8 protein-coding genes are annotated in these 12,608 nt (G+C 36.3%); 6 read left to right on the forward strand and 2 right to left on the reverse strand.

What is annotated here, in order from left to right:
* Window positions 1-5 precede the first annotated feature (5 nt).
* Genes BLQ19_RS02110 through BLQ19_RS02125 form a run of 4 tightly spaced genes read left to right on the forward strand, consistent with a single transcriptional unit; the run spans window position 6 to window position 5,673 of the window.
* A complete protein-coding gene (locus tag BLQ19_RS02110; protein WP_074537244.1) occupies window positions 6-1,634 on the forward strand; it encodes an ATP-dependent DNA ligase in 1,629 nt (542 codons plus the stop codon).
* 21 nt (window positions 1,635-1,655) lie between these two features.
* Window positions 1,656-4,130 carry a ligase-associated DNA damage response DEXH box helicase gene (locus BLQ19_RS02115; RefSeq protein ID WP_074537245.1) on the forward strand — a complete coding sequence of 825 codons (2,475 nt, stop codon included), beginning with the start codon at window positions 1,656-1,658 and terminating at the stop codon, window positions 4,128-4,130.
* A gap of 33 nt (window positions 4,131-4,163) precedes the next feature.
* Window positions 4,164-4,817, forward strand: coding sequence for a ligase-associated DNA damage response endonuclease PdeM (gene pdeM / locus BLQ19_RS02120; protein WP_034665068.1), 654 nt, complete (start codon window positions 4,164-4,166; stop codon window positions 4,815-4,817).
* A gap of 58 nt (window positions 4,818-4,875) precedes the next feature.
* Complete coding sequence (locus BLQ19_RS02125; RefSeq protein ID WP_074537246.1) at window positions 4,876-5,673, forward strand: TspO-related membrane protein; 798 nt, start codon at window positions 4,876-4,878, stop codon at window positions 5,671-5,673.
* 2 nt (window positions 5,674-5,675) lie between these two features.
* Here BLQ19_RS02125 and BLQ19_RS02130 read toward each other — a convergent pair whose 3' ends face one another.
* A complete protein-coding gene (locus BLQ19_RS02130) occupies window positions 5,676-7,025 on the reverse strand; it encodes a dihydrolipoyl dehydrogenase family protein (protein ID WP_074537247.1) in 1,350 nt (449 codons plus the stop codon).
* A gap of 121 nt (window positions 7,026-7,146) precedes the next feature.
* On the opposite strand from BLQ19_RS02130, the gene mfd reads away from it, so the two are divergent.
* Together mfd and BLQ19_RS02140 are read left to right on the forward strand one after the other, a co-directional pair.
* Window positions 7,147-10,524 carry a transcription-repair coupling factor gene (mfd, locus tag BLQ19_RS02135; RefSeq protein WP_074537248.1) on the forward strand — a complete coding sequence of 1,126 codons (3,378 nt, stop codon included), beginning with the start codon at window positions 7,147-7,149 and terminating at the stop codon, window positions 10,522-10,524.
* Between the two features lie 31 nt (window positions 10,525-10,555).
* Entirely contained in the window at window positions 10,556-11,881 is a 1,326-nt protein-coding gene (locus BLQ19_RS02140; RefSeq protein ID WP_025616058.1) for a TlpA family protein disulfide reductase, read from the forward strand.
* A gap of 31 nt (window positions 11,882-11,912) precedes the next feature.
* Here BLQ19_RS02140 and BLQ19_RS02145 read toward each other — a convergent pair whose 3' ends face one another.
* On the reverse strand, window positions 11,913-12,572 hold the full coding sequence (locus BLQ19_RS02145; protein WP_024482039.1) for an aspartate kinase: 660 nt from the start codon (window positions 12,570-12,572) through the stop codon (window positions 11,913-11,915).
* Window positions 12,573-12,608 lie beyond the last annotated feature (36 nt).

Consider the following 12,608-nt stretch of genomic DNA (forward strand, 5'->3'; position numbering starts at 1 on the left):
ACCGCATGAAGAATTTTGCATCACTTATTAAAACCTTAGACAGCACAACCAAAACAAATACAAAGGTTACTGCTCTAGCTGAGTATTTTGCAAAAGCGAGTGATACAGATAAGGTGTGGACCATCGCTATCTTATCACATCGAAGACCTCCAAGACCGGTAAATACCACCTTGTTGAGACAATGGGCTTCAGAATTATCCAATATCCCTTCATGGCTTTTTGAAGAGAGTTATCATATTGTGGGTGATTTAGCAGAAACTATAGCCCTAGTAATTCCATCCAATCCTTTACAAACGGACAAATCGCTCACGGAATTTTTAGAAGAAATGATTCATTTAAAAAAGAAACCCGAAGAAGAGAAAAAAGAATACCTCTACAACAACTGGAAAGCATTAGATTATTATGAACGTTTTGTTTTTACCAAATTAATTACCGGAGGTTTCCGAATTGGTGTAAGTCAAAAATTAATGACAAAGGCCTTATCTAAGGCTACAGAAATAAATGAGGATATATTAGCCTATAAATTGATGGGGAATTGGGATCCTAAAACAATTACTTTTCAAGAACTGATATTAGAGGAAAATGAAAATGACTACCTATCAAAACCATATCCTTTTTATTTAGCTTATGCTATTGAAAATGAAGTACATGATCTGGGTGATGTGCAAGAATGGTCTGCAGAACATAAATGGGATGGTATACGCTCACAAACCATATTTAGGAATGACGAATTATTTGTATGGAGTCGCGGAGAAGAATTAGTAACCGATAAGTATCCTGAATTAGAAAAACTTGTTGGTATTATTCCAAACGGGACCGTCATTGATGCGGAAATTTTACCCTACGCCAATAACATCATCGGCACTTTCAATGATTTGCAAACTAGGATTGGAAGAAAAACGGTTTCTAAAGCACTGCTAAAAAAAACACCCGTAATCCTTAAAGCCTATGATATTTTAGAATGGGAAGGAAATGATATTCGGCATCTTCCTTTTATAGAACGAAGGGAGCTATTAGAAAAATTATTTCAAACTATTTCAGTTATAGAGAATTTGCCTTTCCAAATTTCAGAAACAATTCACTTTAATTCTTGGGAAGAGGTTGCGAAAGAAAGGGAACGGGCACGAGAAATGCATAGTGAAGGTTTAATGCTCAAAAGAAAAGATTCTCACTACTTGGTAGGTAGAAAAAAGGGCGATTGGTGGAAATGGAAAGTAGACCCGCTAACGATTGATGCCGTATTAACCTATGCTATGCGCGGACACGGAAGAAGAAGTAATTTATTTACCGATTATACTTTTGCCCTCTGGACTACAAATGAAGAGGGCCAAAAAGAGCTGGTCACTTTTGCAAAAGCCTATTCCGGACTTACAGATGCAGAGTTCCGTAAAGTAGATGCTTGGATTAAAAAGAATACACTTGAACGTTTTGGCCCCGTAAGAAGTGTTACCCCACATCATGTATTTGAAATTGCTTTTGAAGGAATCGCTTTATCAAAAAGGCATAAAAGCGGTATTGCTACGCGATTCCCTAGAATTATACGCTGGCGACATGATAAAAAAATAGAAGACGCCAATACTATTGAAGATTTAAAAAGCTTAATCTCAAGTACAAGTATTACGACTACCGAATAATTACAGTACCCTAACCGTACTATGAATAGAGACGAACTATATACTATTGCAGAGAATTGGTTTCAAGAAAACAATTGGAAACCATTTAAATTCCAAAAAGATACTTGGAAAGCTTTTTTACAGGGTAAAAACGGATTGTTAAACGCTCCCACAGGAAGCGGAAAAACTTACGCCCTTTGGTTTCCTATAATTCTAAATTACATAAAATCTAATCCGGCGTATAAAACCAACCATAAAAAAGGTTTGAAAGCTGTTTGGATTACTCCCCTGCGTGCTTTATCTGACGAGATTAGACAATCTGCAGAAAGAGTTGCTGCTGATTTAGGCACACAGATGACGGTAGGGATTAGGACTGGAGACACCAGCACAAAAGAGCGGACTGCTCAGAAAAAGCAAATGCCCGACTTATTAATCACCACTCCCGAAAGTTTACAGTTACTCTTGGCTTCTAAAGGCTACGACAAACTGTTTAAAGGGTGTACCGCCATCGTCGTAGATGAATGGCATGAACTGTTAGGCACCAAAAGAGGGGTACAAATGGAACTGGCTCTTTCTCGTCTAAAAACAGTTTCTAAAGAACTTCGAATATGGGGAATCTCTGCAACGATAGGCAACCTAGACCAGGCCCGAGAAGTGCTATTGGGCACCGATTCTAAGGCACTTGAAAATTCAGTTCTACTAAAAGCTAAACTGAATAAGAAAATAACGGTAAAAAGCATCATCCCTAAAAAAATGGAGACCTTTCCGTGGCGCGGACATTTAGGCTTGCATTTATTAGAAGAGATTATCCCTATAATTAACAATAGTAAAACCACCTTACTATTTACCAATACCAGAAGTCAGTGCGAAATCTGGTTTCAAAAAATTTTAGAAAAACATCCTGAGTATGCTGGCGAAATTGCCATGCACCATGGAAGTATTAATAAAGAAACCCGACTTTGGGTAGAACAAGCCATCCGTAATGCAAACTTAAAGGCCGTTGTTTGCACGTCTAGTTTAGATTTAGGCGTAGATTTTGCTCCCGTAGAAACGGTAATACAAATTGGAGGTCCCAAAGGGGTGGCACGTTTTTTACAACGTGCTGGTCGCAGTGGCCACCGACCAGGAAAAGAGAGCGTCATTTATTTTTTACCCACTCACGCTATAGAACTTATTGAAGCTTCAGCTTTGCAAGAAGCGGTAAAACATACCGTAGTAGAAGACCGGATTCCGTATTTGAATAGTTATGATGTGCTACTGCAATACCTCACCACGCTCGCTATTTCCGATGGCTTTTATCCGGATGAAATTTACCAAGAAGTAATTAAAACCTTCTGCTACCAAGCACTCTCCAAAGAGCAATGGCAATGGCTACTCAACTTTTTAGTCTTAGGAAGCCAAAGCTTGCAGACCTATGATGAATACAAAAAAGTAGACCTTGAGGAAGATGGTAAATTTAAAGTCAATAATAAAGGTATTGCCATGCGGCATCGCTTTCAGATAGGAACTATTGTTAGCGATGCAAATTTAACGGTACGCTATCAAAAAGGAGGTTTTATTGGATCTATTGAAGAGTTCTTCGTTTCCAAATTATCTCCTGGAGATATCTTTACATTTGCTGGAAGAAATCTAGAGTTTATTCGGATAAAAGACATGCAAGTACATGTGCGGAATTCTACTAAAAAAACAAACAAAATACCAAGTTGGATGGGTGGGCGTCTCACTTTTTCTGCTCAAATGTCTGAATTGCTACGTGAAGAATTATACAAAGCATCGGCAAACCATTTAACCAAAAAAGAAATAGGCCCAGAGCTAATCGCACTAGAGCCTGTATTTACCCAACAACGTAACGAAAGTATTGTTCCAAAACCCAATGAATTCTTAATTGAAACATTTAAAACTCGCGATGGTTACCACCATATTTTTTATCCCTTTGAAGGTAGGTTTGTGCATGAAGCCATGGGAAGCCTTTTAGGCTACCGCATAAGTTTGCTTTCACCGATAACTTTTTCGCTGGCGTTTAATGACTACGGATTTGAATTGCTCTCAGATCAAGAGATAGACATACAACAGGTTCTAGATAATGATTTATTTTCCACAGACTTTATGCTGAGTGACTTACAGAAGAGTTTAAATGCCACGGAGATGGCGCGTAGAAAATTTCGTGACATTGCCGTAATCAGTGGAATGGTGTTTACAGGATATCCAAATAAGGGCGTAAAAATGAAGCATTTACAAAGCAGCTCACAACTCCTTTTTGATGTCTTTAGAGACTATGAAGCTGACAATTTACTTTTTCAACAAGCCTTTACGGAAACATTTGAACATCAATTAGAAGAAGGGCGTTTACGACTGGCACTAGAGCGTATTTCACAACAAGAAATTGTCTGGAAAGCATGCCAGAAACCAACACCATTTTCATTCCCTATAATTACAGATAGATTACGAGAAAAATTATCTAGTGAAAAATTAGCAGACCGTATCAAACGTATGACCGCTATTCTTACCCAAAAGTAAAAAGCACTTCGCTTTTTCTTATTTTTGTCATGAATGACAGAATCTATACAAGTAAACAATCAGACATTTACCATGCATTGTTCGGGTGCGCTTTTTTGGGAAGAAAAAAGCACACTTATTGTTAGCGATATTCACTTTGGAAAAATATCGCATTTTAGAAAACACGGTGCTGCCGTTCCGCAAAAAGCCATACAGAAAAATTTTATGCTTTTAGAGGCTATTGTTACTCAATTTAAACCTAAAAGTATTTGTTTTTTGGGTGATTTATTTCATTCCTCTATGAATACAGAATGGAATTTGTTTGAAGATTGGGTAGCGAAAACAACTGCAAAACTAGTTTTAGTTGCCGGAAATCACGATATTATATCGCCCTTAAAATATGAAGCTTTAAATATTGAAGTGATTCAAGAAATTGTAACGCAAGGGTTTCTATTTACACATCACCCTGAAGAACGTAAAGGATTATTTAATTTCGCAGGACATATTCACCCCGCTATAAAATTAAAAGGTAGCGGGAGACAGATATTAAAATTAGCCTGCTTTTATAAATCAGACCACCAAATGATATTGCCTGCGTTTGGCGAATTTACAGGAACATTTTTATTACAACCTACTAGAGAACACGAGGTGTTTGTTATTACAAAAGACGAAATATTTAAAATAGATATTGCTTCTTCCGTTATCTAAGTTCTTTTTAAATTGGATACCATCAACAATTAAATTTCAAGGCACTTAATTTTATCCTATGGAAAAGAAATTAGCACTAGTAAACTCGGCCTCTGTACTCTTCGTGATTATCGTTAACTATGTATCACAAGCATTAAAATTTAACAATACCACTATAGGCCAAATAAGTAAACAATACGACAATTTGTTTACGCCAGCAGGTTATGCATTTGCCATTTGGGGCCTAATTTTTTTGTCTTTAATAGGATATGCTATTTTTCAAGTGCGAAGAGCTTTTTTTAGTGTCAAGAAAACCGATTTTATCTTACAAACGGGATATTGGTTTGCTATCACTAATTTTCTGAATGGGTTATGGGTCTTTGCCTTCGTATATGATTATACAGGGCTATCTGTTTTAATTATGTTTGGGATCTTGTTTTCTTTAATAAAGATCATCCTAAATACCAATATGGAACGTTGGGATGCTCCGATAGAAATTATTGCCTTTGTATGGTGGCCTATTTGTTTATATAGCGGTTGGATTACAGTGGCGACCATTGCAAATATCACCGCCTATCTAGCGAAACTTGGCTGGTCTGGTGGGTTTTTATCAGAAGCTACTTGGGCCATACTTATGATTGGTATTGCTACAGTGATAAATCTTTTGATGACCTATAAACGAAACATGAGAGAATTTGCACTTGTGGCTGTTTGGGCATTTATCGCTATCTACGTTCGTCAAATTGAAGACTATCCTGAAATAGCATATACAGCCGTAGTGGCCAGTGTTATACTATTCGCATCTACTTTTTATCACGCCTACAAAAACAGGGCCACTGGCCCTGCTATCAAATTGAAGGAACGTTTACATAGTTAATTTTATAACATTCTATTTGCATCATAACCCCAAGAAGGATACGTAAATACGATAGCCTTCATATCATCTACGGTCATCTCTTTCCGGATGGCCAATGAAAATAAGTTAATAGTTTCTCCTGCATGCGGTCCAATAATATGCGCACCGACAATTGCTTTTGTACGTTCGTTGATTAAAATTTTATAAGCATATATCGGTGCGTTTATTCGCCTTGCGTTAAACCAATCTGCGGCAGACTCATGATTTACGAGTACGTTTTTATATCTTTTCTTTGCTTCTTCTTCACTCAAACCCACACTAGCTAGATTAGGTAAGGTATAGACTACCGAAGGAATCACGGGGGTATGTACCTTTACTTTGTTTCCTTTAATAATATTTGCCGAAACGGTATTTGCTTCTGGCCCCGTCATAGAAGTTAATGGTAATCCATGGTCTGTAACATCCCCGCACGCGTAGATATTCATATTTCCAGCGTTTTGAAGGTATTCATTTACAGCAATTCCATTTTCGCTAAAAGAAACCTTTGCCTTTTCTAAATCAAGTTGGTCAATTGCTGGTACACGCCCAGCGGTATTAAACACAATATTCGCCTTAATGTGTTTGGTTGTATCCTCATGCTCATAATACACTTTTAACTTATTTTTTCCCTCTTTTACTTTATTCACTTTCGCATTAAATAAAAATTTAACCCCTATTTTTTTAGAATAAGCAACCAAGGTATCTACTAAGTCAGGATCAAAACCTTGCAATGGTCTTTCATGAGAGTGAATAACAGTCACCTTTGCTCCTGCCCTTGCCGCCATATGAGCAAATTCCATTCCTATATACCCCCCACCCACAAATACTAAATGTTCTGGAAGCTTTTTTAAATTAAGAAAGTCTTCACTGGTCTTCAGTAAGGCAGCGCCTTCAATTGGTAATTCAATAGGCTTCAGACCTGTAGCTATAACAAATTTATCGGCCTCAATAATTTCGTCGCCTACCGCAATTGTTGTTTCTGATAAAAAAGAAGCTGCACCAGAAAAAACTGTAATGCCCAACTCTTTTAAGCTGTCTTTTGAAGCCTTTGGAATGGGTTTGGTAAAGATCTTTTTAAATTTTTGCATATCACTCCAAAGTAGTTTGGGTAATTTTACAATCCCATTTCCATTCATATGTCTAGCAAATTCTAAAACTTCTGTCGATGCTAAAAGTGCTTTTTTGGGATCACAACCACGCAATGGGCAAGTACCGCCATAATCACGGCGTTCTGTGATTGCCACACTCATTCCTGCTTCCGCACATGACTTTGCTACAGCTTGCCCTGCACTACCACCTCCTATTACAAATACATCAAATTTCTTGTTTGCCATCTTCTTAATTTTATAGAACTACCAAGTTCTGCACTTTTTGAAACAAAAAGTGATTCATATTGATTAAAAATGAACGCAATGCATTTACGAGGTATGTTTATATTTGCACAAAAGTTTTAAGTTGAGCCAAAAAATCATTCAACAACTCTACGAACAGTCTCCGCAATTGCAGAAACTGCGCACTGCTATTTCCAATTTTGAACATACAAAAGGTACTATCAACATAAAAGGTCTCATAGGATCTTCCTTATCGTTTGTGTTAACCGATGCTTTTAAGACCGCAAAGCAGCCTTTTCTTTTAATTTTTAATGACAAAGAAGAAGCGGCGTATCATTTGAACGATCTGGAACAGATGATAGGCGAAAAAGATGTGCTATTCTATCCAGGAAGCTACCGTAGACCCTATCAAATTGAAGAAACAGACAATGCAAATGTTTTACTACGGGCCGAAGTTTTAAACCGAATTAATTCGCGTAAGAAACCCGCAGTTATTGTCACGTATCCAGATGCTCTCTTTGAAAAAGTAGTCACCAGAAAAGAGTTAGATAAAAACACGTTAAAAATAAAAATTGAAGATTCTTTATCGCTCGATTTTTTAAACGAAGTGCTCTTCGAATATAAATTTAAACGAGTAGATTTTGTCACAGAGCCAGGAGAATTTTCTGTTCGTGGGGGTATCGTAGATGTATTCTCTTTTTCTAATGATGAACCCTATCGTTTAGAATTTTTTGGTGATGAAGTAGAAAGCATCAGAACCTTTGATGTAGAAACACAACTTTCGCTTGAAAAATTAAACAAGATTACCATTATTCCCAATGTAGAAAACAAATTTTTAGATGAATCTAGAGAGAGTTTTCTTCAATATATCGCATCAAACACTTTAATTTTTAACAGTGATATTGATATTTTACTAGACCGCTTAGATTCTTTTTTCGAGAAAGCCACGGAAGCTTTCAGCAAGCTCTCAACAGAAATTAAACATGCAGAACCTAACGCCCTTTTTGTAGATTCTACCTTATTTAAAAAAGAATTAGAGGCTTTTAGTTTAATTATTGGCGGCAACCCTTCGCAAAAAAGTATCGAAGAAGAAATTCAATTCAACACAAGACCTCAGCCTTCTTTCAATAAAAAGTTCGATTTACTTATTGATAGTTTAAACGAACAAGAAAAAGCTGGGTTTACTAATTATATTTTTTGTTCCACAGAGCAACAAGCGCAACGCTTTCATGATATTTTTGATGAAGTTGGAAAAAAAGTACATTACAAAACAGTAGTCTATTCTCTTTTTCAAGGTTTTATAGATGTCGATTTAAAAATAACCTGTTTTACAGATCATCAAATTTTTGAGCGCTACCATAAATTTCATGTGAAAAATGGCTACTCTAAGAAACAAGCCATTACGCTTAAAGAACTTACTCGTTTAGATATTGGCGACTATGTAACCCACATGGATCATGGTGTTGGAAAATTTGGAGGCTTACAAAAAATAGATGTCGAAGGTAAAAAGCAAGAGGCCATAAAATTAGTGTATGGCGAGCGTGATATTTTGTATGTCAGCATTCATTCGCTGCATAAAATATCTAAGTTCGCTGGTAAAGATGGTACGCCTCCCAAAATATACAAACTTGGTTCTGGTGCTTGGAAAAAAGTAAAAGAAAAAGCGAAGTCTAGAGTTAAGAAAATTGCTTTTGATTTAATTCAAGTCTATGCCAAACGTAGGTCAGAAAAAGGATTTCAATATGCTCCCGATGGCTACTTACAACATGAATTAGAAGCTTCTTTCATCTACGAAGACACGCCAGACCAGAGTAAAGCTACTGAAGACATTAAGCGCGATATGGAAAGTGAACGACCAATGGATCGTTTAATTTGTGGGGATGTAGGTTTTGGAAAAACAGAGGTGGCTATTAGAGCTGCCTTTAAAGCGGTAGCAAATGGCAAACAGGTAGCCGTTTTAGTACCCACCACTATTCTTGCATTTCAGCATAGCAGAACATTTAGTGAACGGTTAAAAGATATGCCAGTAACGGTAGATTATTTAAACAGATTTAGAACTGCTAAAGAGAAAAAAGAAACACTTGAAAAATTAGCTGACGGTAAAGTTGATATCATTATAGGTACCCACCAACTGGTGAATAAAAACGTGAGATTTAAAGACTTAGGCTTATTAATTGTTGATGAAGAGCAGAAGTTTGGCGTTGCCGTAAAAGATAAACTAAAGTCTATTAAGGAGAATGTAGATGTCTTAACCTTAACGGCCACTCCTATCCCGAGAACGTTACAATTTAGTTTAATGGCCGCTCGTGATTTATCGGTTATAAATACAGCACCACCAAACAGATATCCTATTCAGAGTGATGTTATTCGCTTTTCTGAAGAAACCATTCGGGATGCGGTTAGTTATGAAATTCAACGTGGAGGACAAGTATTTTTCATCCATAACCGTGTAGAAAACATCAAGGAAGTTGCTGGTTTATTACAGCGTTTAGTGCCTGATGCCAAAATTGGTATTGGTCACGGCCAAATGGATGGTAAAAAGTTAGAGAGCCTAATGCTTGCTTTTATCAATGGAGAGTTTGATGTCTTAGTGTCTACAACCATTATAGAAAGCGGATTAGATGTTTCTAATGCCAATACCATTTTTATAAATAATGCCAATAATTTTGGATTGAGCGATTTGCATCAAATGCGTGGTAGAGTTGGGCGTAGTAACAAAAAGGCGTTCTGTTACTTTATCACTCCGCCTTATGAGGTCATGACCTCTGATGCCCGCAAACGTATTGAAGCCTTAGAGCAATTTACAGAATTAGGTAGCGGATTTAATATCGCCATGAAAGATCTAGAAATTCGCGGTGCAGGAGATATTCTTGGTGGCGAACAAAGCGGATTTATAAATGATATTGGTTTTGATGCCTATCAAAAAATATTAGCAGAAGCTGTTGATGAACTAAAAGAAAATGAGTTCAAAGATCTATATGAGGAAATTGATGGGCACGAACATGAAAAGGTCTTCGTAAAAGAAACTCAGATTGATGCTGATTTTGAATTGCTATTCCCTGATGACTATATCAATAATATTACAGAGCGTTTAAATTTATATACCGCACTAAATCAAATTACCGATGAAGAAGGCTTAAAGAAATTTGAATTGGACTTAATAGACCGTTTTGGCGAGTTGCCAATTGAAGCAGAGGACTTATTAAATTCTGTTCGTATAAAATGGATAGCCAATGCTATTGGTTTGGAAAAAATTGTCATGAAGCAAGGAAAAATGATAGGCTATTTTATTGCTGACCAACAATCTGCATTCTATCAAAGCGCTAATTTTACTAGCGTTTTACAATTTGTACAAGCGCATCCTAAATTATGTAAGATTAAAGAAAAGCAAACTAGAAACGGACTCCGATTGCTATTAGTTTTTGAAAACATAAGATCTATAGACAAAGCATATTTAGCCATGCAACCTTTTGAAAAAGAAAATAAATTAGCTTCAAATTAATTATTGGAGTGATTTTTGTAAAATACAAAATATGAAAAAGATTCTTTTACTATTATCAGCGTTCGTTGCTTTAAGCGCAAACGCACAACATACCATATCCGGGACATTTACGCCTGCTGAAGATTATACATGGCTTATTGCATACCGCATAAAACCTGGAACACAAGCATATACCGCAGATACAGCCATCCAATTTGGAAAAGCTACTTTAGATATGCCAGAAAATGCAGAACCGGGCATGTATCGATTAGTATATGCCGTACCACAGGAGGAATATAACTTTGATGTCATCTATAACGGAAAAGAAGATATTGTCTTTACCTTTAATTCAGATGATGGTGCAGCTTACACCAACTCTATAGAGAATAGTACCTTAAGTGACTATCTAGCAGAAATTAGCGCTGTGGAGCAGGATATTATTACCTTTTATAGCAAGCAAAAAACCAATAAAAAGGAATTTAATTCGCTTCTAAAATCTCTTACTAGTATTCAAAAAAACTACGAAACTAAATCTGAAGGTTTAATAGCCAATCATTTTATTACAGCTAACGCTCCTTATATTCCTGAGGCTTATAGTACTGCTGAGGCCTATGTTGCTGGTAAGAAAGAAAATTATTTCAAGGCAATAGATTTCAGTAACCCTGTCTTACAAAGTTCTGTTTTCTTGACCGATAAATTAACGAATTATGTTTTTACAGCATTACCACTTACCCTTAGCGGTACGGATGAATTAGAGCAGGAGGTAATCAAAAATGTAGATAATATTTCTACTCCTTTAGGGAGCTTAACGGATGATTTTAAGTTTTATACATATTATGAATTATGGAATACGGCAGTAGCCTATGATTATAATACTGTATCAGACTATATCTATACTAATTACTTAAAAGACTTAGCTATTGCCACAGAAAACGTAGAGGCAAAGAATACTATTGAAGCACATAATAGGCTCCGAATTGGAGAAGTAGCACCAGAAATTACTTGGAAGACAGGAAAAGAGCTTAATAAACTTAGCGGTTTAGCTCCTGCAAAAAACTACGTTTTAATTTTCTGGAGTAGTACCTGTGGGCATTGTTTAAAAGAATTGCCTGCACTGCATAAAGAGTTTAAAAACAAAACAGATCTTACCGTTTTAGCCGTAGGATTAGAAGATGAAGTGGAAAATTGGGAAATTGAAGCTGCAAAATTGCCTAATTTCAAACATGCCATTTCTTTAGGAAAATGGGACAGTGAATATGCTGAATTGTACGATGTACATGCTACACCAACCTATTACATATTGGACAGCGAAAAAAGAATTATCGCCAAGCCTGAAGATGATAAAGCAGCCGTAGAATTTCTAAAGAAAATCTACTAACTGCTTTTAATAGCTATACGGCATTACCGTATTATAATGTTTTTAAATCTTTAATGGTTTTAAAAGCAATATCTACATGTTCATCATCTACTAAGATGGTGAACTCATTGGTAGTAGAGATTACTTCATAAAGTACAATCCCTTCCCATGCCAAGCGCTGGAAAATAAAATAGTAAATTCCAGGAACTGTAACGTTTTCCGAGGGTAACTTCACTGTAATCGAAGACAAGTTTTCTGCTTTTTGAGTACAGCGCTCTCCTTCAAATAATGCTTCAACAGTTTTATCTAAACTATTGCTCACTACAATGTTCAATTCATTTACACCCCTTGAAGAAGTATAAAAAACATCCTTGTCTTTATTTACTTCTTTCAGCAACAAGCGCTGATTTTCTAAAAGACTATCCGATAATAAAAAAGTAAAATCAGTTAAGGAAGAACGTACTGTAATCTCACCAATATTTTTAAGTACTTTGATAATTTTGTGAGTTGCCCTAAACTCTAAGTCATCCGATAACCTTTTTAACGCCATTACAATGGCGCCATTCCGAATGTCTTTCCCCAATTCGGCTTCAATCTCTGGCTTAACAATCCTAGATAATGAGGTAAGGTTAATAATTCCTTGTGCTAATGCACTTTGTAAAAAGGGTTTTTTCTTAATGTAATGTTCTACGACAGAAGATATTGTTTTCATGATTCCGGTTGTGAGATGCAAATATAACAAATTGTT

The organism is Cellulophaga baltica (assembly GCF_900102165.1).
Classification (GTDB): Bacteria; Bacteroidota; Bacteroidia; order Flavobacteriales; family Flavobacteriaceae; genus Cellulophaga; species Cellulophaga baltica.